This window comes from Polyangium fumosum (assembly GCF_005144585.1).
GTDB classification, from domain to species: domain Bacteria; phylum Myxococcota_A; class Polyangia; order Polyangiales; family Polyangiaceae; genus Polyangium; species Polyangium fumosum.
Genome location: NZ_SSMQ01000044.1, coordinates 60,814 through 82,859, shown reverse-complemented (window position 1 = coordinate 82,859; position 22,046 = coordinate 60,814). Strand labels below are relative to the sequence as shown.

At 68.4% G+C, this 22,046-nt stretch carries 13 protein-coding genes; 5 read left to right on the top strand and 8 right to left on the bottom strand.

The window, feature by feature from the left end; translation table 11 throughout:
- Positions 1–4: 4 nt before the first annotated feature.
- The 3 genes from E8A74_RS33325 to E8A74_RS33315 all read right to left on the bottom strand — a co-directional run bounded on the left by E8A74_RS33325 (position 5) and on the right by E8A74_RS33315 (position 11,281).
- Positions 5–2,782, bottom strand: a complete 2,778-nt coding sequence (locus E8A74_RS33325) for a MopE-related protein (RefSeq protein WP_170229564.1) — start codon at positions 2,780–2,782, stop codon at positions 5–7.
- On the bottom strand, positions 2,782–6,783 hold the full coding sequence (locus tag E8A74_RS33320; RefSeq protein WP_136933152.1) for a MopE-related protein: 4,002 nt from the start codon (positions 6,781–6,783) through the stop codon (positions 2,782–2,784). The genes E8A74_RS33325 and E8A74_RS33320 overlap by 1 nt, the downstream gene beginning before the upstream one ends.
- A gap of 556 nt (positions 6,784–7,339) precedes the next feature.
- Positions 7,340–11,281 carry a MopE-related protein gene (locus tag E8A74_RS33315; RefSeq protein ID WP_136933151.1) on the bottom strand — a complete coding sequence of 1,314 codons (3,942 nt, stop codon included), beginning with the start codon at positions 11,279–11,281 and terminating at the stop codon, positions 7,340–7,342.
- Positions 11,282–11,625: 344 nt separating this feature from the next.
- Between E8A74_RS33315 and E8A74_RS33310 the strand changes: the two genes are divergently transcribed.
- Positions 11,626–12,843 carry a helix-turn-helix transcriptional regulator gene (locus tag E8A74_RS33310; RefSeq protein WP_170229563.1) on the top strand — a complete coding sequence of 406 codons (1,218 nt, stop codon included), beginning with the start codon at positions 11,626–11,628 and terminating at the stop codon, positions 12,841–12,843.
- Between the two features lie 61 nt (positions 12,844–12,904).
- Here E8A74_RS33310 and E8A74_RS33305 read toward each other — a convergent pair whose 3' ends face one another.
- The 4 genes from E8A74_RS33305 to gltX all read right to left on the bottom strand — a co-directional run bounded on the left by E8A74_RS33305 (position 12,905) and on the right by gltX (position 17,677).
- Positions 12,905–14,287: a KamA family radical SAM protein gene (locus E8A74_RS33305; protein ID WP_136933149.1), complete on the bottom strand. Its 1,383-nt coding sequence runs from the start codon at positions 14,285–14,287 to the stop codon at positions 12,905–12,907.
- 201 nt (positions 14,288–14,488) lie between these two features.
- Positions 14,489–15,175, bottom strand: a complete 687-nt coding sequence (locus tag E8A74_RS33300; protein WP_232379869.1) for a transglycosylase SLT domain-containing protein — start codon at positions 15,173–15,175, stop codon at positions 14,489–14,491.
- An 81-nt stretch (positions 15,176–15,256) separates the two neighbouring features.
- The gene (locus E8A74_RS33295; RefSeq protein ID WP_136933147.1) at positions 15,257–16,210 is read right to left on the bottom strand and encodes a CPBP family glutamic-type intramembrane protease; all 954 of its coding nucleotides are present in this window, start codon (positions 16,208–16,210) and stop codon (positions 15,257–15,259) included.
- A 6-nt stretch (positions 16,211–16,216) separates the two neighbouring features.
- Positions 16,217–17,677 (bottom strand): glutamate--tRNA ligase, encoded by a 1,461-nt coding sequence (gene gltX, locus E8A74_RS33290; protein ID WP_136933146.1) that lies wholly within the window; start codon positions 17,675–17,677, stop codon positions 16,217–16,219.
- A 103-nt stretch (positions 17,678–17,780) separates the two neighbouring features.
- Here gltX and E8A74_RS33285 point away from each other — a divergent pair, with 103 nt between their 5' ends.
- Positions 17,781–18,461 (top strand): heme exporter protein CcmB, encoded by a 681-nt coding sequence (locus tag E8A74_RS33285; RefSeq protein WP_232379867.1) that lies wholly within the window; start codon positions 17,781–17,783, stop codon positions 18,459–18,461.
- Between the two features lie 42 nt (positions 18,462–18,503).
- Here the strand turns inward: E8A74_RS33285 and E8A74_RS33280 are convergent, their stop codons facing one another.
- Entirely contained in the window at positions 18,504–19,742 is a 1,239-nt protein-coding gene (locus tag E8A74_RS33280; protein ID WP_136933145.1) for a 2Fe-2S iron-sulfur cluster-binding protein, read from the bottom strand.
- Positions 19,743–19,833: 91 nt separating this feature from the next.
- Here E8A74_RS33280 and E8A74_RS33275 point away from each other — a divergent pair, with 91 nt between their 5' ends.
- Genes E8A74_RS33275 through E8A74_RS33265 form a run of 3 tightly spaced genes read left to right on the top strand, consistent with a single transcriptional unit; the run spans position 19,834 to position 21,894 of the window.
- A complete protein-coding gene (locus E8A74_RS33275; protein WP_136933144.1) occupies positions 19,834–20,472 on the top strand; it encodes a hypothetical protein in 639 nt (212 codons plus the stop codon).
- Entirely contained in the window at positions 20,453–21,055 is a 603-nt protein-coding gene (gene nadD / locus E8A74_RS33270; protein ID WP_136933143.1) for a nicotinate (nicotinamide) nucleotide adenylyltransferase, read from the top strand. The genes E8A74_RS33275 and nadD overlap by 20 nt, the downstream gene beginning before the upstream one ends.
- Positions 21,055–21,894, top strand: a complete 840-nt coding sequence (locus tag E8A74_RS33265; RefSeq protein ID WP_136933142.1) for a DUF2520 domain-containing protein — start codon at positions 21,055–21,057, stop codon at positions 21,892–21,894. The genes nadD and E8A74_RS33265 overlap by 1 nt, the downstream gene beginning before the upstream one ends.
- The last annotated feature ends 152 nt before the right edge of the window (positions 21,895–22,046 follow it).

Here is a 22,046-nt window from a genome sequence, read left to right as displayed (position 1 = left end):
TGGTTCAGCCGGGGTTCGAGGCGAAGCAGCAGCGGAAGCCGGTGTCGAAGAACTGGAAGTTCTGATCGACCGTGTAGAAGGTGAAGTCCGACTGGGCGCCGGACTCGGCCTGCGTGTTGAAGGCGCCGCCGAGCAGCGGGTACGTGTTCGTCGCGGATTTCGTGATCTCGCGAAGGTTACCCGTCATGTCGTAGAGCCGGGCATTGGTTTGTCCGGTCCAATCAACCCAGCAGTTCTGGAGGCTCGGGGACCCGGTGACGAGCAGGCCGTCCTGATCGCCGACATCCGGCGAGAAGTCGTACGAGGGGCCGAGGTTGCAGAACTTGGTGCCCGCCACGAATCCGGTCTTGCACGCGGCAAGCGGCGCGTACCCGTAGAGGCAAGCATCCGGCGTCCAACGCGCGGCAGCCTGCCAATCGGCGGTGGCGCAGACGGTGCCGCCGGCGGCGGCGCAGACCTGCTCGACCTCACGCGGGGTGACGTTGAACCAGGGGATCTTGTTCTGCACGGAGCAAGCCGGGGTCTTGTCGATCGTGGACCCCGTGGGCGCGCTGCTCCAGAAGCCATTGCCGGTGCCGGGGACGACGGCGGTGGCATTGGGGCGGCTGGCCTCGAACTGCATGATCCACTTGTTTTGCGAGCCGATCTTGGTGACGGCAGGCTTGACGTAGAAGGTCGCGTTGCTGCCCTTGTTGCTGTAGGGCTCGTCGGCGATGCCGTCGCAATCGTTGTCGAGGCCGTCGCACTTCTCCTCGCAACCGCCGGGCAAGCTGGAGCAGTTCGCCGGGGTGGCGCTGCACTTGACGGCCATGGTGCCGTCACACTCGTAGGTGCCTGGCATGCGGCAGGCGCCGTGTCCGGGCGGGGGCAGGGCGTCGTCGGAGTTGCAGGGCTTGTTCCAGTTGGCGACGTTCTCGTTCTGGACACCGTCGCAATCGTTGTCGAGGCCGTCGCAGATCTCCGCAGTGCCCGTGCAGTAGTTCGGCGCTTGCCCGGTGCAGACGGTGGCGGGGAAGGTGCATTTCCAGGCGCCCATCAGGCAAGCGACGGTGACGCCGGTGGTGCACTCGGCCTTGGTGGCAGAGGGGCTGACACCGCAGACCTGGCTGGGCGAGGGTGCAATGACGTTCTCGTCGATCAGGCCGTCGCAATCGTCGTCGAGGCCGTTGCAAGTCTCCTGCGCCGAGATGAAGTCGCAGTCGTACTCGCACTTCTGATCGTTGTTGAGGTCGTAATAACCCGGCTCGCAGCCCTTGAACTGGCAAGCTCCCGAGGTGCAGGCCCACGTGGAGTGGACCGCGCCCGTGTAGCAGCTATTGCCGCACGCGCCGCAGTTGTTGACGTCGGTCTGCTTGTCGGGCTGGTTCGTCAGCGCGCCGTCGCAGTTCGCGTCGATGTTGCAGCCGTCCTGCACGCCCGGCGCGGGCGTCACGGAGTTCTGGCAGACAATGGCGCCGCCGACGCAGGCCTTCATGCCGGCTTTGCAGGGCGTGGTGGAGCCTGCGGGCGGGTTCAGCGGCACGTTGCAAGCGCCGACGGAGTCCGCGGGCGGGCTTCCGTTGGTCCTGTCGATCTGGCCGTCGCAATCGTTGTCCTCGCCGTCGCACATCTCCGGCTTGGGATCGATGTTGCCGACGCAGACGAGCGCGCCGTTCTGGCATTGCTGGGTGCCGTAGGCGCAGGGGAAGATGTTGCTGATGCCGCAGGACTTGCCGGCGTCGGTGGGGCTCTCGTCGACGATGCCGTCGCAATCGTCGTCGAGGCTGTTGCAGAGCTCGGGGTTCTGGTTCTCGACGAGGACGTTGGGCCCGGCGCAGACGATCTTGTGGCCTTGGCAAATGGTCTTGCCGAGGTGCGCGGGCGTGGCGCACTCGCCGTTGGGATCGCCGTAACAATCGACGCCGAGCTGGGCGTCGCCCGAGAGGTCGTCCGCGTCGTCGATCTTGCCGTCGCAATCGTTGTCGAGGCTGTCGCCGCAGATCTCGACGCCGCCGTTCGTGATGTTGCACTGGTACTCGCAGCCCGTGGCGTAGGAGCCGTCGAGATCCCAGAACCCAGGCTCACACGACTGGATCTTGCATTGCGTGTTGCTGTCGTTGCACGCCTGCCCGGGCTCGGTGCTGCTCTCGCAGACCGGGGTGCCGTGGAGGACGACGCAGGTGCGCCCGCATTTGCCGCAATCGGTGGTGCTGGTGCAGAGGTCGACGTCCTCGTCCTTGAGGCCGTCGCAGTCGTCGTCCTTGTTGTTGCAGAGCGAGTCGTCCGCGCCGCCGGCGACGCAGTAGTACTCGCAGCCCGGCGATGACGGATCGAGATCGTAATAATCGGGCGCGCACTGGCCAGTGCAGGTGCCCGGGGTCTTGCCGGGATCCGCGCTCGGGGTGCAGCCGATGGTGTCGGGGTCGGTGTTGAGCAGGATCTGGTAGCAATTGTTGGCGCAGGTGCCGCAGGCCTCCGGCGTGCTCCAATCGGACACGTCGTCGACCGTGCCATTGCAGTCGTCGTCCTTGCCGTTGCACTCCTCGACGCCGCTGTCGGACGGCACGCAGGTGCCGCCGCCGCTGCCGCCCTCGCCGGCCGTGCCGCCATTGCCGCCGCAGCCGAAGAGGCATCCACCTTCACCGCCGGCGCCGCCGGTGCCGGAGGAGGTCGAGGTGCCCGTGGCCGAGCCGCTGTCGCAATCGCTGAAGCAAAACGCTTGGGTGGTGCAGCCCGCGGAACCCGCGGCGAGGGTGAGCCCCGCCGCGGCCACGAGCCATCCGAGTTTGGAAGAGAAGGTCATCACGCAACCTCCACGTTGCGCGCCGAACGACGGCGGCGAACGAAAGCCAAGGGCAAACCGAGGAGCGCGAGCCAGCCAGCCGGCGACCGAGAATCGCCTGCCGCAGAGCAAGAGCAACCGCCGCCGCCCGTCGCGAGGCCCCACGCGCCGTTGTCGGGCGTGCCGGCCGATCCACCCGTGCCGGGGCCCGCGCCGGCCATGCCGCCGTCGCCGCCCGAGCCACCCGAGCCGCCCGAACCCGTGGTCGAGCCCGTACCGCCCATCGGCTCGACGCATTCACCGCGGTTGCAAGCGACGCCCGGCGGGCAGTCGTTCTGGCAAACCTGACCCTCGGGGCAAACGACACCCTCGCAGGGGCAATTGCCGCAGGCGCCCGTCACCGGGTTGCAGCAGCCGCCGCTCGCGCAGGCGCCGGCGCACTGGTTCTGGACGCACGTCGGCGGGGTCTGGGCGAGGTCGCAGTATTGATCGGGGCCGCAATTCGGGCTGCAGGCCTCGACGCACGTACCGCCCTGGCAAACCTGGCCCGCCGGGCACTCCACGTTCGCGCAGGTCGCGACGCACGTGAACGTGGTGAAATCGGTGCTCGGTTTGCAGATCTGATCGACCGGGCAGCTATCCGGCTGGCACGGGTTGTTCACGCACGAGCCGAGGTTGCAGACCTTGTTGCAGCCGGTGCAAGGCACGTTGTAGCAGTTGTCCACCACGCACTTGCCGGCGTTCGGCCCTTCGTTCGCGCAGACCTGGCCGGCGCCGCAGCTCACGCCGTCGCACGGATCCTTGCAGCCTGCCTGGCCCTTGCAGACGCACACGGGCGGCTTGTTGCAATTCGCGTCGGCCGGCGTATCGGCGGGCGCGCAGAGCACATTCCCGTTCGCGTCCTTGACCGTCTTCAGCTCGCAATCGGCGCAGGGCTCCGACACGCAGTAGAAGCCGAGGCTCTCACCCGTCGAGCTCTCCGTCACCTGCTGGCATTGCTGGCCGGGCGGGCACGGATACTCCTTGCCGGGATTGCACGCGCTCGCGCACTGGCACACGCCCGCGCTCCCCTTCACGCACTCCTTGCCGGTGCTGCACAGCGGGATGCCGTTGTTGGGGTTGTCGTTCTGGCCGTCGCAGTCGTTGTCGGAGCAATCGCAGACCTCGAGGACCGGCGTGACCTCGCCCGTGCAGACGAACCCGCCGTTCACGCAGCCGTACGCGCCCTGCTTGCACTCGCCCGTCTCCACGCCGCAGGCCTGACCGATGCTGCCGGCCGGCATGGGTTGCGGGTTCATCGAGCCGTCGACGCCGTCGGGCCCAGGGCCGCTCTCGTCGACCTTGCCGTCGCAGTCGTTGTCGATGCCGTCGCAGACTTCGGGCTGCGGCGCATAGCCGCCGAGGCACTCCACGCCGGCCGCGCCATTGCAGAGGAACTCACCCGGCGTGCACGGCGAGGCGCTGCGATCGCCCGGATAAAGCGTCGTGTCGTACGTCGGAACGCACGGTCCGCCGGAGGGGATGCCGTTGTCGTTCACGCCGTCGCAATCGTTGTCCTTGCCGTCGCAGATCTCGGACACCGGACCGACGTCGTTCGTGCAATCGAGCACGCCCCCAGCGCAGACGAGCGTGCCCGTCTTGCACTCGCCCTGACCGGAGCCGCACGTCGTGCCAACCTGCGGGAGGCTGCCGTCATCGAGCATGCCATTGCAGTTGTTGTCGAGCCCGTCGCAGACCTCCGGGCTCGGGGCCTTCGGGTTCGAGCAGACCCACTTCTGCGTGCCCTGACAGACGAGCTTGCCCGTGTTGCACGGCGCCGTGAGCGTGCCCGTGCCCGTGCAGGTCGCGCCGGTCGGCGGGCACCACGTGAGATTGCCGAACGTGCAGCAATTGCCCGGCTCGGTCCAGCAGCCGTTGTTGGCGCCGGTCGGCGCGTCCGCGAGCGGCGTCTCGTCGATCGAGCCGTCGCAATCGTTGTCCTTGCCGTCGCAGACCTCGGGACCCGGCTGCACGCCGCCCTGGCAGACGAGCGCGCCGTTGACGCAGGCCGTGAGGCCGGTGGTGCACGGCGCCTGGTTGTTGCCGCAAGGCGTCCCGACGCCGAAGGGGCTCTCGTCGACCACGCCGTCGCAATCGTTGTCGATGCCGTCGCAGATCTCCGCGCTCGGCCCGACGAAGCCCTGGCACGTGCCATTGCAGGGTTGCAAGCCCCGCTTGCACTGGCTGTTCGCGCCGTAGTTCAGGTTCGACGGCGTGCCGACGGGCACGCACTGCTGGGCCGGCACGCCTTCGTCGACGGTGCCGTCGCAATCGTTGTCCTGGTTGTCGCAGGTCTCGACCTGCGGGTTGTTCGTGCAGGCGTTGAACCCGCCGCCGCTCGCCACGCAAGCGCCGGGGATCGCCACGTTCTGCGCCGCTTTGCACGTCAGCGTGCCGGCGCAGTTCGCCGGGGTGGTCTGGCCGCAGGCCGCGCTCGGCGCGCCGTTGTCCGCAACGCCGTCGCAGTCGTTGTCACAGCCGTCGCAGATCTCGGGCGACGGGACGCACGGCATGACGCACACGCCGCCCTCGTCGGTTTGCCCGTCGCAATCGTCGTCCTGGCTGTTGCAGGTCTCCGGCTTGGGACAATGCGCGGGGTTGCCGCACTTGTTCACGCCCTCGTCGATCGTGTTCGCCGCGTCGCCGTCGAATGCGGGCCCCGGATCGCAGTTGTTGTCGACGTTGTCGCAGCTCTCCTTGGGGTTGTAGCAGAGCCAGGTGGCCGGCTGGGTCGCCTGCGTGGGCGTCGTGCAGGGCAGCTTCGTCAGGTCGCCGCCCGGGTTCGCCGTGGTGATCGTGCTCTGGTACGTCGAGAGGCACGTCGTACGCTGGGCCGGCGTCGACCACGTACAGCAGGTCTGGTCCCGGTTGCAGTAATGGGCGAAGCCCTCGTCCGTGCAGCCGTTGCAGTTGTTATCAGCGTTGTCGCAGGTCTCGGGCTTGATGGCGGAGGCGATGATGTTCGCGAGCGCCGTCGAGAGCTGCGTCTCGTTCGTCGCCGGCGTCGCCGTTCCCGTGCCACCGGCCGCTGCGATCGCGTTGTTGAGTGCAGACGAACTGCCGAAGTCGATCACGTGCGTCTTGACCGACCATTGGATCCCGCCGCGATTGAAGCCTGTGAGAAGAGCTGCGGCCGCGTCGGGCGCGGCACCGGCCTCCGTGTCGCAATTCTCCTGGCCATCGTTGATGAGGATCACGTTGATGGTGCGGCAGGCACGCTCGCCGAACTGCGAGATCGGGGACTCGAACGTCGTTCCGGTGGTCGGTCGCACCCATTGGTCCGAGAGGTATCGGTAGGCGTCGCGCAGGATGCCGTTCAACGGCGTCTCGCCTTCTGCCCATAGCTCGTAGCCGAGCGGCCGCGTCGGGTGCTGCGCGCAGTTGTTGTCGACCCAGTTGAGCAGCTCCGGGATGTTCGAATTCTGCAGCGGCGGCGCGTAGAAGTTGTCGATCTGCATCGGGACGAGGATCTCTGCGGCCTGACGACCCGCAGAGAATGGCAGCACCGTTGGCTCCACCCCGCAGCCGCCCGAGAACCCACTCCAGAAGCAGGTGCCGTTTCCTTCCCCCTCGCCGGTGCCGGCGTCCGCGCAGGAGGCCGTGCAGCCGGTGGCCGTTCCGCGCAGGAACGCGGCGAGCCCGAAGTTCACCTGCCCGCCGAACGCGTGGAACATCTTCCGAAGCGCGCATTTGGCGTGGGTGATGCGGGTCTTCCCGAAGCCGCACGAGTCGGGCACGGGGTTCAAGTTGTTCGGGACGCCGGTCGTCATTGACCCCGAGGTGTCGAAGAGGATCATGAAGTACGGCTTTGCCGACGAAGGCCAGTCCTTCGGATCCGCGCTCAGGCACGCAGCCGGCTCCTGGGCGGAGGCGGGCGGCGCCACGAGCGACGCGGCGGCCACGAAGGCCGCACCAGAAAGGACCGACGCGATACCAAGCTTGCGACGGCCGATGCTACGGAAGGGGAAAAAGGTCCTGTTCATGTTCTCGTAATCCAGTCCTCGGGGGACCTCGTCATGCCGCGACGAGCGCCGGGCCGAAGGAAAGTAGGAACGGGAAGAACGCGGATTTTGCAAAGCAGAGGTTTGTTTCGACGCACGGGTTTCCACACCACGCCTGCCGGCGGTCGCCGGACGAGAGACCGCTCGATCCAAGTCCGCCGAGGAAGATGATGCTCGTCCACCCTACAAGAGTTCGTGCAAGGCGTAAACTCTCTTGATCGGGACGGACGAAGGGGCGTTTTCCGTCATGATTTCAGTGAAGTAGCCCGTTCGGGGCCCTGGGGTGGGCTCCGCTCCGCGCGGGTTGGAGGCGGTGTTCACCGGGGCCGTAAGCTGCGGCCCATCGGCTCGTCTCCGCCCGCGGGTCGATAACACTTGTGGAGCAGGTGCCAGGCGCTCGCCATTGCCTCCTGATTCTCAGGATCGGAAGCCGGCGCGCCATGACGAGCACGAGCAATGGTTGCGCAAGGGATCAAAATGCGTGAGACCCGCGGCGAGGGCGGGCCCCGCCGCGGTCACGAGCCATGGGAGGGTGGAATCAGGCTGCCTTCGTGCTGCGCGTCGAGCGACGCCGGCGAAGGAACGCCAAGGGCAAACCGAGGAGCGCGAGCCAGCCAGTCGACGAGCGAGCATCACCCGCCGCGGAGCAAGAGCAGCCGCCGCCGCCCGTCGCGAGGCCCCAAGCGCCCTTGTCGGGGCCGCCGGCCGTGCCGCCGACGCCGGTCGTACTGCCGCCGCCGCCCGCGCCCGGACCACCGCCGCCCGCGCCGCCCGCGCCCGAGCTCGTGCTCGAGCCCGTGCCGCCCATGGGATCGACGCACTGGCCGCCATTGCAAACCTGACCGCTCGGGCAAAGGACACCCTCGCACGGGCAGTTGCCACAAGCGCCCGTGAGCGGGTCGCAGCAGCCGCCGTTCGCGCAGGCCCCGGTGCACTTGTTTTGCACGCACACGGGCGGGGTCTGGCTCGTGTCGCAGGCCTCACCCCCGTCGCACGCAGGATCGCAGGTCGGGACGCACGCGCCGTCCTTGCAGGCCGTGCCGGCCGCGCAATCGACGCCCGCGCAGGTCGAGACGCACGAGAACGTGGTGAAATCGGCGCTCGGCTTGCAAACCTCGTCGGGCTGGCAAGCGCCGGGCACGCAGGGGTTGTCGACGCAGGAGCCGAGGTTGCACGCCTTGTTGCAGCCGAGGCAAGGCACGTTGTAGCAGGTGTCCACCACGCACTTGCCGAGGCTCGGCCCGGTGTTCGCGCAGACCTGGCCGCTCGGGCAGCTCACGCCGTCGCAAGGATCCTTGCAGCCCTCCTGGCCCTTGCAGACGCACACGGGCGGCTTGTTGCAATTCGCGTCGGCCGGCGTATCGGCAGGCGCGCAGATCACGTGGCCGGCCGCGTCCTTGATCGTCTTCACCGAGCAATCGCCGCAATTGTCGGGGACGCAGTAGAACCCGAGCGTTTCGCCAGTCCCGCTCTTCGTGACGTCCTCGCACTTCTGCCCAGGCGGGCAGGGGAATTCGCCGCCCTTGCAAGGCGAGGCGCACGCGCAGGAGCTGCCGCTCTTCACGCACTCCTTGCCCGCGCTGCAGAGCTTCGTCTTGCCCGGATCCTGCTCGTCCGTCATGCCGTCGCAGTCGTTGTCGACGCAATCGCAGGATTCGTCCGTGGCCTCCATGCCGCCGATGCACGTGAGCTGGCCATTGACGCAGCCGTATTTGCCCTCGGCGCAGACGCCGACGTTCAAGCCACAAGGATCGCCGATGTTCACGGCCGGCGGCGGGGCGGGGTTCGCCGAGCCGTCGATGCCGTCCGGCCCGGGGCCGCTCTCGTCGACCTTGCCGTCGCAATCGTTGTCGAGGCCGTCGCAGACCTCGGGCGAGGGGCCAATGCCGCCCATGCACGCCGAGCCGCCCAGCCCGTCGCATTGATAGACGCCCGGCTGGCACGGCCCCGCGCTGCGATCGCCGGGGTAGAGCGTGGTGTCGTACGCGACGGTGCACGCGCCGCCGGCCTGGATGCCGTTGTCGATCGTGCCGTCGCAGTCGTTGTCCTTGCCGTCGCAGAGCTCCTGCGTGGGGCCGATGTCGCCCACGCAATCGAGCACGCCGGCCGCGCACGCGAGCGCGCCGATCTGGCACTCGCCCGTGTCGCTGCCGCAGGGCTGTCCGACCTGGGCGATGCTCCCGTCGTCGACCATGCCGTTGCAATCGTTGTCGAGGCCGTCGCACGCCTCGGGCTCGGGGGCCTTCGGCGTCGCGCACACCCACTTCTGCAGGCCCTGGCAGACGAGCTTGCCGGTGTTGCAGGGCGCCGTGAGCGTGCCCGTGCCATTGCAGGTCCCGCCGGGCGGCGGGCACCACGTGAGGTTCCCGAACGTGCAGCAATTGCCGGGGTTCGTCCAGCAGCCGTTCGTGCCGGCGGCCGGCGCGTCGGCGAGCGGCGTCTCGTCGATCGAGCCGTCGCAATCGTTGTCCTTGCCGTCGCAGACCTCGGCCTGGGGCTGCGTGCCGCCCTGGCAGACGAGCGCGCCGTTGACGCACGCCGTGAGGCCCGTCGTGCAAGGCGCCTGGTTCACGCCGCAAGGCGTGTTCACGCCGAACGGGCTCTCGTCGACGGTGCCGTCGCAGTCGTTGTCGATGCCGTCGCAGATCTCGGCGCTCGGCCCGACGAAGCCCGAGCAGACGCTCGATCCGCAGGGCTGCGCGCCTTTCTTGCACTGGCTGTTCGGGCCGTAGTTCAGGTTCGACGGCGTGCCCACGGGCACGCACTCGAGCGGCGCGACGCCGTCGTCGATCGTGCCGTCGCAGTCGTTGTCGATGCCGTCGCACGTCTCGGTCAACGGGTTGTTCTGGCAGGTATTGTACCCGCCGCTCGGCACGCAGGTGCCGATGGGCACGTTCTGCGGCGGCTTGCACGAGAGCGTGCCGACGCAGTTCTGCGGGGTCGTGAGGCCGCAGGCGATCGCGGGGATGCCGTTGTCCGCGATGCCGTCGCAGTCGTTGTCGCAGCCGTCGCAGACCTCGGGCGAGGGCTTGCACGTGCAGGAGGCGCCGAGGCCCTCGTCGATGAGGCCGTCGCAGTCGTCGTCCTGGCCGTTGCAGGTCTCGGCGACGGGGCAGTGCAGGGGGTTGCCGCACTTGAAGACGCCCTCGTCGACCGTGTTCGGCGGGTCGCCGTCGATCGTGGCCTCGGGATCGCAGTTGTTGTCGACGCCGTCGCAGGTCTCCTTCGGGTTGAAGCAGAGCCAGCTCGTCGGATCTTGCTGCTGGGCCGCCGTCGTGCACGGCAGCTTCGTGAGATCACCGTCGGGATCGGCCGCGGAGATCGTGCCCTGGTACGTCGAGAGGCAGGTCGCGCGTTGGGCCGGCGTCGCCCACGCGCAGCAGCCTTGACCCTTGTTGCAATAGTGGACGAAGCCCTCGTCGGTGCAGCCGTTGCAGTTGTCGTCGGCGTTGTTGCAGCTCTCGGGCTTGATCGAGCTGGCGATGATGTTCGCGAAGGCCTGGCTGAGCGAAGCCTCGTTCGTCGCGGTTTGCGCCGCGCTCGTACCGCCGGAGGCCGCGATCTGGTTGGCTTGCGAGCCGACCTGGCCGAAGTCGATGACGTACGTCTTGATGCTCCAGGTGATGCCGCCCTTCGTGAAGCCTGTGAGCAAATCCGCCGCGGCGTCTTTCGCGTCGTCGACGGTATCGCAATTCTCGCCGCCGTCGGTCACGAGGATGACGTTGACCGAACGACAGGGCCGCTCTCCCTGCGCGAGGCTCCCGAGCGGCGAGGGGTGCACGAGGCCCGGCGTCACGGGGCTCGCCCAGCCTTCGGAGAAGTACCGGTAAGCGCTGCGCAGCATGCCGTTCAGCGGCGTGTTGCCCTGCGCGAAGAGCTCCTTCTGATCCGAGCAGTCATTGTCGACCCACTTGAGGAGCTCGCCGATGTTCGAAGGATTCGGCGGCGGGTTGTAATAGTTGTCGACGAGCAGCGGGACGACGATGTTCGCGCCGTCGCGGCAGCCGGAGTTCGGCTGGGCCACGGGCGGGTTGCCGCACTCCGCGGGCTCGGTGCCGCACCCCGGGATGGGGGTGTAGTTCGGGTAATCGCTGTGAAGGCAGGCCTCGGGCGTACACGCCGCGTCACAGGCCTTCTGGATCTTCGCGAAGGTCGCGAGCCCGAAATTCGCCTGCCCCGCGAACGCCTGGAAGGTGTTTTTCATGGCGCAACGGCCATGCCCGAGGCGGTCGTTCACGTAGCCGCACGAGTTCGCGGCGCCCGCGACCGCGGACGTCATCGATCCGGACGTGTCGAACATCACCATGAAATAGGGCTTCGACGGCGCCGGCCATGCCGCAGGATCAAACGACAAACACGCCGCCGGCTCCGCGAGCGCTGGGCTCGCGGCTGCGACCGCCGCGACCGCGAGGCCGAGCGCCGCTCCGACCTTCACCTGCACCACGCGTTGCCCAAGAAGTGTACGAACCCTGGTGAACATCGTGTCCTGTCCCCGCTGACCCGCGTCGGGCGTGTCCCGCGCTTCCCCCGGGACCGGGGTGAACCGCAGAGCACGTACGCACGCCAGCGGTCCATGGTCGCACGCAAGCTCGCGATCCAGCAAGGCGCGAGTTTCCCAAGTCCAGAAGACAGCCGTTCGGCATGGTGCCCCACGGACGTCAAGCCCTCGACACGAAAGCTCGCGCCTCGGCCCCAAACCGGGGTCATACACCCGGACGAACCCGGAAAACCCGCCCGAATGAGGCCCGCGCAAGCGAAGCCTGTGGGAGACCCACGAACGCGCTTTCCCGCAGGCGCTCGTTGCGATACACGAAGGTGCGTACCGTGGGATCCGGCACTTCGAGCACTGGACGCGATGCACTCTCCTCCGCGCGCCGCGCCGCGCCCGCCGCGCTCGCCGTCTCGGGCCGCGCCGCGGCCTCCGAAGCGAGGGCGCCCCAAGCGAGCCCGCAAGGCGCGTCCTCGTCCGCTGCGTCCACGCGCCCCCGAGGCCGGCCGAAAGGCCCGTTCACGCAGCACCGGCGCCTCGACACGCTGCGCGCGCTCTTGCAGCGGCACCCGAAGGGCCTGACGATCTACGAGCTCGCCCGGGAGCTCGACGTGACGCCGCGATCGATGCGCCGCTACCTCGCGGAGGTGCGGCGGGATCTCGATCTCGTCTCGACCACGAGCAAGCCGGGCGGGACGCGGCTCTGGCGCCTCGCCCCCGGAGAAGCACCCCGGCGCGTCGAGGTCCGCCGCACGCAGGCATATGCGCTGCTCGCCGCGCGGCGCCTGTTCGAGCCGATGCGTGGCTCGACGCTCTACGAAGAGATCGACCTCGCGGCGCAGCAGCTCCTCGGCGTCGCGCGCCGCCCTGGCCGCGGACCGAACGCGGGCGTGGCCGACGCGCGGCTCGAAGAGCGCTTCCTCTACCTGCCGTTCGCGCCGAAGGACTACGCGGCGCACACGGAGGCGCTCGACGATCTCTTCCAGGCGGTCGCGGATCTACGGCCGCTCTCGTGCCGATATCGACGCGCGAAGGACGGGCGCGAGGACAAGGTCGTCATCCATCCCTACGCGATGGTGCTCTACAAGGACGCGATCTACTGCGTCGGCTTGCACGCCGGCCGCGGCGAGATCCGCACGTTCTTGCTCGACCGCATGCGCGACACGGAGTGCGCGACGACGGAGCGCTTCGACTTGCCCGCGGACTTCCGGGTCGAGGACTACTTCCAGGGCACGTTCGGCATCTGGTCGGGCGGCGCGTCGACGCACGTGGTGATCGACTTCAGCGCGAAGGTCGCCGACTTCGTACGGACCCGCAAGGTGCACCCGTCGCAGGTGATCGAGGAGCTACAAGGCGGGGGCGTGCGCTTGTCGCTCGACATCGGCGACATGACGGAGCTGACCTCGTGGGTCCTCGGCTTCGGCGAGACGGCGCGCGTGCTCGAGCCCCCGGATCTCGTGGTGCGCGTGAAGAAGGAGCTCGAGCAGGCGGTGGCGAACTACGAGGCCGATCCGGAGGATCGGCCGAAGGTCAAGAAGAGCCGCTCGTCGTAGCCAAAAGGGCTCTGCCCGGTTCGTCCGAGCAGAGCCCTTCGTGCTCACGCTGCTGCGTCGATCACGAGATCGCGCGCATCGCCTCGTCGATCATCACCTGATGCTCGCGCGGATCGGCCCAGCGGGCGCGCCCCTCGTCCGGCAGCCGATCGATCGGATCGAAGTACAGGTACTTCTGGCCGGGCTTGACGCTCGGGCTCTCGAAGATGCTGATGCCCGTGGTGCGATCGTAGAACTCGTACGAGTGCACGTCGCGCTTGCCGCCGCCGCCGGGGGCGTCGACGACCACGGTCGGCGTGTTGAACCCCGCGGTCGAGCCACGCACGTGCGTCTCGATGTGCTCGCCCGTGGCCACGGTCGTGCGTAGATCCTCGGCGCCCTTCACGAGGTCGTGCACGTACACGTAATAGGGCTGCACGTTGAGGTGGCCGAGGCGCTTGACGAGGAGCTTCATCGTCTCCGGCTCGTCGTTCACGCCGCGGATGAGCACGCTCTGGTTGCGCACGCGGATCCCACGCTCGAAGAGCTTCTGCATGGCGTCGCGCGTGATGCCCGTGATCTCGTTCGGGTTGTTGAAGTGCGTGTGGACCGCGACCTCCTTGTGCAGCTTGCGGCCGAGGTCGGAGATGTACGTGACGGCGTCGATCCACTCGTTGTCCGTCAGGATCTTCTGCGGCATCACGGCCGGGCCCTTCGTGGCCAGGCGGATGCGGCGGATGTTCGTCATGCCGAGCAGCGTCTCGCCAATCGAGCGAATCTGCTCGGGCCGCAGGTTGTACGCGTCGCCGCCCGAGACCACGATGTCCTCGAGCTCGGGCCGCGAGGAGATGTACGTGTACGCGGCCCGCCAGCGATCCTCGTCGACCTTGAAGTGGGTCTTCTCGACCTCCTCGGTGTCGATGCCGACGGCATAACTCCGCGTGCAGAAGCGGCAGTAGACCGGGCAGGTATCGAGCGGGAGGAAGAGGGCCTTGTCGATGTAGCGGTGCGTGAGCCCCGGGACGGGCGCGTCCGCGCGCTCGTGCAGCGAGTCGAGCCCGAGCTTCGGGTGATCCGGCAAGAAGCGCGATTTCAGCGGGATGAACTGGGTGCGCAGCGGATCCCGATAGGGGTCGTTCCAGTCGATGAGCGAAAGGAGGTACGGCGAGACGCGCACGCTCATCGGCGCGCGGGCGAAGCCCTCGGTCGCGTCCTTGATGAACTCCTCGGAGACGAGATCACGCAGGGCTTCGAGCAGTTTGTCGGGCCGGGTGATCGATTTCTTCGACTGCCAGCGATGATCGAGGAATTGCTCCTCGGTGACGTCGGCATAGGCGGGAATCCTCCGCCAGTCCGGCGCTTCCTTGAAGTTCTTGTACTCGAGCCGCGCCGGCTCGACCGGGGGCTTGAGCGGTACGATTTCGTAGGTGCGTTTGCTGAGCTCGACGAGGCTTTGGGCAGTCATGGTTCGCCCCCAAGCGGGTTTTTTATGGCGGCGGCCCTCGGGCTCGCCCGGCTGACGAGCGCCATATAGAACAATCGGGCGTCCGTGCAACCCGCAGGAAGGGGCGATCTTAGCACAGGGGCGGCCGCGGGGTCTCCAGCGAGTGGCGGTGCCTCCCGATTGCTGCGCTGCGTTGCGCGAGCGGTCGATGGGGGGAGCGGGTCAGGGGTCTTCGGGCGTCTGCGGCGCGCGCGCGGCTTTGAAGCTGCGATAATGCCCCACCACGCAGCCCACGTACCCTTGCGTTTCCTCGTAGGGTGGGATGCCCTGGTACTTCATCACCGCGTTTTCGCCCGCGTTGTAGCCAGCGACCGTGAGCTCGAGATCGCCGTTGAACATGTTCGCGAGCACCCGCAGATAACGCGAGCCGCCGAGGATGTTTTCGCGAGGATCAAAGGCGTCACGCACCTGCATTCGCAGCGCCGTCGCCGGCATGAGCTGCATCAGGCCCTGCGCGCCCGTGGGCGAGACCGCGCGCGGATCGAAGTCGCTCTCGCACTTGATGATCGCGCGAATCAGCTCCTCCGGAAGCCGATAAAGACGCGCGCCTTCCCGGATCCACGAGTCGTACCGTCCAAAACGCTCGGGCGATCGATCACTCGGCATCGACACCGTGAAAAGCTGCGCGGCCTTCTTGCGCGATTTGGTTCCGTCTCCGCTCGTGATTCGATCCATCTTCCCGCCCGATTTTCCGGCTTGGACGGGTTGGCTCGTGACGTGCACGTTTCCCTGCGCGTCCGTGTAGGTATAGATGTCGGCGCGCGCGTGACCAGGGACGAGGAGCAACGCCACCCCGAGGCCGAGGAGGCCGACGGCAGCGCGCGCAGAGGGGAGCGAAGTGGCGGCCAAGCGAGGCCAGGATAGCACACGATCGGGCGGCGGCATCCGGGGCCGAACCGACGAGGGGGACCGAAGCTTCCCGTGGAGCGTTCAGGGCCCCCAGAGCGACGTGGGCAGCGCGTTTCGATGCGAGAGCGCGAGCAGATCCATGAGCAGGGCCACCGTCACGTGCACGAGGAAGCCCGAGTAGATGCTCTTCGTGCGCATCGCGAGCGAGCCGAGCGCGATGCCCGCGACCACGGCGCCGGCCGCTTCGAGGTACGGCTTGCCATAATGAATCATGCAATAAGGCACGCACATCGCGAAGATCGCGCCGGAGCCGAGCGTCGTGCGCAACCCCGAGAGCCAGAAGCCCCGGAAGAAGACCTCGAGCGCGAAGAACTGCGCGAAATACATCATCTCCCACATCGCGAGGTCGAACCACGAGCGGGAGCATTGCTTGTAAAACGGGTAATACGTGCCGAAATCGGGGGCCCGCGAGACGATCACGACCGCCGGGACCACGACCGCGAGGCAAAGCCCGTAGATCCACGCGTGCTTCAAGAAGCCGCGGACCCGTAGGCCCATGTCGAGCAGGCTGTCCTTCCGGAAGCAGATCTTCCAGATGATCATGGGCACCGCGACGTACCCGAACACGCGCGTGAATGCCCACCAGCCGTAGCCGTAGAGCTCGTTCCACTTGCGGAGATCGATCCCGAATCCGCCCTGCTTTTCGAGCTCGCGCAAGAATGGCTTCAGGTGATTTTCATAAAAATCACGGCCGCCATAGTATTCCTGGAGCGTGAGCACGAGCGCGGTGATCACGAAGAGCACCGCGGGGCGGTAATCGTAGGAGCCCGCGGCGAGGGTTTTTCGCTGGTGCTCGTGCGCCGCGACGTCGAGCTCGCGCCACGTGCCGCGGAAGAAGAACCAGAGGACGGGCGCGAGCGCGATGTACGCGGCGACGGGGAAGAGGGCCTTGGTCGCCGTCTCGAAGAGCGTCGGCGCGGCGCGCGCGCCCGGGCCCGCCGCCGCGGCGAGGAGCGTCGAGGCGAGGTCGAACATGACGGCTCAGCCGGCCCCGGACGAAGCGGCAATCAGGCCGAGCGCATGATCGAGGCGCGCAAGGACACGCGGCTTGCCGACGAGCGCGAGGACGTCGAAGAGCCCAGGCGTCGCCGTCCGGCCGCTGACCGCGACGCGGACGGGCTGCGCCACGTCCTTGATCTCGAGCTTCTTCTCGGTGAGGAGCTCGCCGAACCGAGCCTCCAGGTTCTTCGCGGAGAAGTCGTCGATCGACGCGAAGAGATCCCGCACGGCCCGAAGGTGCGGGGCCTTGTCCGCGACGAGGAATTTCTTCACGGCCTTCTCGTCGTAGACGGGCAGATCGCGGAAGAAGTAGTCGAGCGCGTCGGCCGCGTCGGCGTACGTCTGCGCGCGCTCGCGGATGAGCGGCAGGATCGCGCGGACCGTCTCGCGATCGACGCCCGAGAAGCCTCGTTTTTCGAGGAACGGGAGCGTGCCGTCGAGGTACACCTCGTCGGGCGTGAGCGCGGGGGACTTGAGCTGCTCGAACGCGATCGCCGCGAGCTTCTTCGTGTCGAACTTGCCGTCGGCCTTGCTGCAATTCTCCCAACTGAACTTCTGGACGAGGTCCTGCATCGAGAAGATCTCCTCGTCGCCGAAGGACCAGCCGAAGCGGACGAGGTAGTTCAGGAGGCCCACCGCGGAGATGCCGCGCTCGCGGTACTCGCCGACGGAGACCGCGCCGTACCGCTTCGAGAGCTTCTCGCCGCTCGGCGCGAGCATCATCGGCAGGTGCGCGAACTGCGGCACCTGCGCGCCGAGCGCCTGGTAGAGCAGGATCTGCGGCGGCGTGTTGATCATGTGATCACGGCCGCGCGCCACGAGCGTGATGCCCATGGTGATGTCGTCGATGACGGCGCCGAGGTTGTAGAGCGGGACGCCGTCCGCACGCATGAGCACGGCGTCCTGTTGCGTGTTGTTCGGCGTGACGACCTCGCCGAACACGAGATCACGGTAGGTGACGGCGCCCGAGTTCGGTGCGCGGAAGCGAATGACGAACGGGCGATCCGGAGCCGGGCCCGTACGGTCGCGGCAGGTGCCGGGGTAACGGAACTGGGCCTTCGGATCGCGGGCCTTCAGGGCCTCGCGCTGGGCGTCGAGCTCTTCCTTCGTGCAATAACAACGATAGGCCGCGCCCGCCGCGATGAGCTTCGCCACGTACTCCTGGTAGAGCGGGAGCCGCTCCATCTGGCGGTACGGGCCGTGCTCGCCGCCGACCTCGGGGCCTTCGTCCCAGCCGAGGCCGAGCCAGCGCAGCTCGCGCAGGATGATCGCCTCGTTCTCCGGCGTGCTCCGCTCCTGGTCGGTGTCCTCGATACGAAGGACGAAGGTGCCGCCGGTCTTGCGCGCCCAGAGCCAGTTGAAGAGCGCAGTCCGGACGCCGCCGATGTGGAGGTAGCCCGTGGGAGAGGGGGCGAATCGAACGCGAGGCTTGCCTTGTGCCATGGCGCCCGCGCTGTAGCATTTTTCGTAGCGATTGTCGGCCTCGGCGTGCTCGCCCGCCGCATGCTCGGCCAACGCGTGTATACCCTCGGCTCCGAGCTCGCACGTGAAACGATTCCTGAAGCAAGCAGCGCTCATCGCTGGGAAGGACCTCGCCATCGAGCTGTCCACGGGCGAGATCGTGACCACGAGCGGGTTCTTCGCCGTGCTCGTCGCTGTCATCGCGTCCCTCGCGTTCTTCGCAGGACAAGAAGCAACGGAAGGCGTGGCGCCCGGGGTGATATGGGTCTCCGTCGCGTTCGCTTCGGTGCTCGCCGTCGGACGAACATGGCAACGCGAGCGCGAGGAGAACGCGCTCGCGGGGCTGCTCGTCCTGCCCGTGTCGCGCGGCGCGATCTTCGTGGGGAAGGCCGTGAGCGTGGCGATCTTCGTGGGGCTCGTGGAGGCGATCGTGGTCCCCGTGAGCGCGCTGCTCTTCTCCGTCGATCTGATCCGGATGGGACCCGGACTCCTCTTGATCGCGCTGTTCGCGACGCCGGGGATCGCCGCGGTGGGGACGCTCTTCGGCGCGATGACGGTGCGCACGCGGGCGAGGGATCTCGTGCTCGCGAGCGTGTTCTTTCCGCTGCTCGCGCCGACCTTGCTCGCCGCGGTGGCCGGCACGCGCGAGCTCTTCGGAGGCGCCGAGACGAGCGAGCTCTTCGATTACCTCGCGCTGATGGGCGTGTTCGGGACGGTGTTCACCGCCGGCGGCGTGGGGCTGTTCGATACGCTCATCGACGGTTGATGGGGGGTTGGGGGCGTAGCTCCGCTTGTCGAAGCGGAGCCCTCAAGCGTTGATCGCGGCGGCGCAGCGCTCGGCCGCGGCCGTGATCACGTCGGGATCGAAGTCCATGCCGGTGCATTCGCCGACGGCCCAGATGCCTTCGCCTGCCGCGCCGTTCGCGTCACAAGCGACCGCGTAGCCGCGCGTAGGATCGAACCGCACCTCGGCCCCGGCCTGCGCCGCGAGTTCGAACGCAGGCGCGCCGGGGAGCGCGAGAGCGAGGATCTCCGTATCGATGCGGCGTTCGTCGTCTGCGCCTTCGCGCAGGAGAACACGCTTCACCTGGCCCGTGCCTTCGACGCCCGCGAGGGCGGACGCCTCGCAGCGCACCACGCGATCGCCGAGCCGTCGTGCGAGCTCGTCAGCCCAAAACCCTTCACCCGCGACGACGACGGGGCCGTCGGGCTCCACGCCGTACGTATGAAGGAGGCAGACCGCGCGCGCCGAAAAGACGCCGGGAAGATCGTTGCCCGGGAAGGCCGAGATGCCGTCGTGCGCGCCCGTCGCGAAGACCTTTGCAGGCGCGCGCACCACGACGGCTCCTTCTTCCGCAGCGACGAGCAGATCCCCGAGGTAGATGCCGGCCGCCGTGGCGCGAGAAAAGACGAGGTCACCGCTCGGCCGGATCGATGCGAGGTGCGGCGCTTGGTCGGGGAGCGCGCGGAGCGAGCCGCCGAGCGAGAGGCCGTCGTCGACGACGACGACACGCGCGCCCGCCGCGCCGAGCTTTTGCGCGACGACGAGGCCCGCGAGGCCGGCGCCCACGACCACGACGTCGGCTTCGAGCAAGCGCGCGGGCCGAGGCGCCTCGATCTCCGAGGGCATGCGACCGAGCCCCGCGATCTTGCGCGCGAAGCTCTGCATGATGGAGCCGAGCGCAGGGACGCCCGCCATGAAGTGGTGGTGATCGATGCCCTTCGGGAAGAACCAGTCCGTCACCCGCAAGAGGTCGGCCTGGCGCGAACCGACGACGTTCTGGGCCTCGACCTCTTCGTCGCCCCGGGTCGCGTGGAGGCAGGTCATCACGTTCGGCGTGCCGTCGACGCGCATGAGGCAGCCGTCACACCCGCCGCGGAAGCAGCTCGCGCTGCGCGGGCGGTGGAGCTTGGGGCTCCGCGCCAGGATGATCTTGTCCTCGGCGAGGAGGGAGGCGGCGAGCGGTTCGCCCCGCTCGGCCCGCACCGGCGAGCCGTCGAGGTGGATCGTGACCGGATCTCGGAAGGCCCGCGTACGCCGGAACATGGGCCACGGCCCTATAGCACGGCGAACTCGGGGGTGACCCCCGCAAACAAAGGTCCACGAGGACTCGCGCCTGATCTACCCTCTCGAATCGATGCGCCTAGGCATCCTCGGACCGGCCAACAGAGATCTGCCCGCGCTTGCACGGGCGGCGCAGCTCCTGCTGGACGAGGTCCAGGTCGACCAAATCATCTACCTGTCGGACGACGGCGCGCTCGATCTCGTGGCGAAGGCCTGGGCGTACCGGCTCGTCGACGCGAACCCGAGCGAGGATCTCCTCTATGCACGCGCGGCGGTGCGCTGCGCGCGCGCGACGCCGGAGGCGATCGACGCCTACGTGGCCGCCGAGCGCGCGCGGTCGCGGCTGCGCGCGCTGACGAGCATCCCGAGCCGCCAGCTCCGATCGATCGAGCTCGTCGACGGGCGCGTCGCGGTCTTCGTCTACGACAAAGGCATCCTCGATCAGGACGACATCGCGGCCGCGAGCTTGCTCGTGTTCGGGCGGAGCCAGGAGCCGACGATGAAGCGCATCGGTTCGCGGATGTTCGTCTCCCCGGGGCCGATCGGGGCGCCGGGCGGCGGCATGGCCGTGCTCGAAGAGGCGCCGTCGGGCGGGGTGCGCGTGGAGATCCGGAACGCGAGCGGGGCCGTCACCGCAGAGGACATGCTGGGCGGAGGGCCGAGCCTGCCGGGCGTCAAAATGCGGGTGCAGGATGGCAAGAGCAACGGATGAGCGCAGCGCGCCCGCGGCCGCGTCGGGGCATCGGGTCGCCGTGTTCGGAGGGAGCTTCAACCCGCCGCACGTCGCGCACGTGCTCGCGGCGGTGTACGTGCTGTCGACGGAGCCCGTGGACGAGGTGCTCGTGGTGCCCGTCTACAGGCATCCGTTCGCCAAGGAGCTCGCGCCGTTCGAGGATCGGCTCGTGATGTGCAGGCTCGCGTTCGCCTGGATCCCGCGCGTCCGCGTCTCCTCCGTGGAGCGCGAGCTCGGCGGCGAGAGCCTCACGTTGCGGACGCTCGAGCACCTCGCCGCGCAGCACCCGGACTGGTCGATGCGCCTCTTGCTCGGCGCCGACGTGATCGCGGACCTGTCGAAGTGGCACCGCTTCGATCGGATCGAGGCGATCGCTCCGCCGCTCTTCGTGGGCCGCGCGGGCGTGATGGCCGAGGGCGCGCCGGAGCCGATGCTGCCGAAGATCTCGAGCACCGAGGTGCGAGACGCGATCGGCAGCGGCGAGATCGAGCGCGTCGAGAAGCTCGTGCCGCGCGAGGTGCTCGCGTACGCGGCCGAGCGGGGTCTCTACCGGAGGAGCTGATGGCCGCGCAGAAGAGCGTGTTCATCCTGGGCGCAGGGAAGGTCGGCGCAGGGCTCGCGCGGGCGCTGCGCCGCGCGGGGTACGTGGTGACGTTGCGCCCGCAACGAAGCGGGTTGCCGGCGCGGCGCATCGACGCGCCGTTCGTGATCCTGGCCGTGCGGGATCGTGATCTCCAGCCGCTCGCCGAGCGGATCCGGGACGCGGGATTGTTGGGGCACAAAAGGGCGGTCGTCGTGCATTGCGCGGGCGCGCTCGGCCCGGAGCCGCTCGCGCCGCTCCGGAGCGAGAACGTCGCGGTCGCGCAAATGCACCCGATGATCTCGTTCGCGTCGCCGGAGGTCACGCCGTCGCTCGCGCGCGGGCAGCTCCACGTGGACGGAGATCCGCGCGCCGTGCGGGCGGCGGCGGCGATCGGGCGAAAGCTCGGGATGACGCCGCGGACGATCTCCGGGCTCGATCGCGTGCTGTACCACGCGGCGGCCGGGCTCGTGGCGAACGGGGCCGCGGCGCTCGCCGCGGGCGGGGTGGATCTGCTCGGACGCGCGGGTGTGCCGGCGGAGACGGCGGCGGCGATGCTGGGCCCGCTTCTTCGAAGCGTCGCGGACAACGTCGAAGCGATGGGTTTGCCGGCGGCGCTCACGGGGCCGGTGCGTCGCGGGGACGCCGCGGGCGTGGGCCGGCACCTCGAGATGCTCTCGCGCGCGGCGCCGCACCTCGTGCCTCTTTATGTGGCGGCTTCGAGGTTGCAGGTGCCGCTCGCGCGCGCCCTGGGCGATGCGCCGGCGGAAAGCTTCGACGCCATCGTTACGGTGCTCGAAAAGGCGCCGGGCGGCGCCTGAAAAACGTTGCGGTGAGCGAGCCACGGACCGTACGCTGAAGAAGCCGTGGCGGACCCCGGACCTCGCACTTCTCCGCTTGATCGGTCTTCACCCCAGGAGCCTTTGGGTGTTCGCACCGAAGGTGTCTTCGGCGGGGAGGCGAGCGCGCTGCC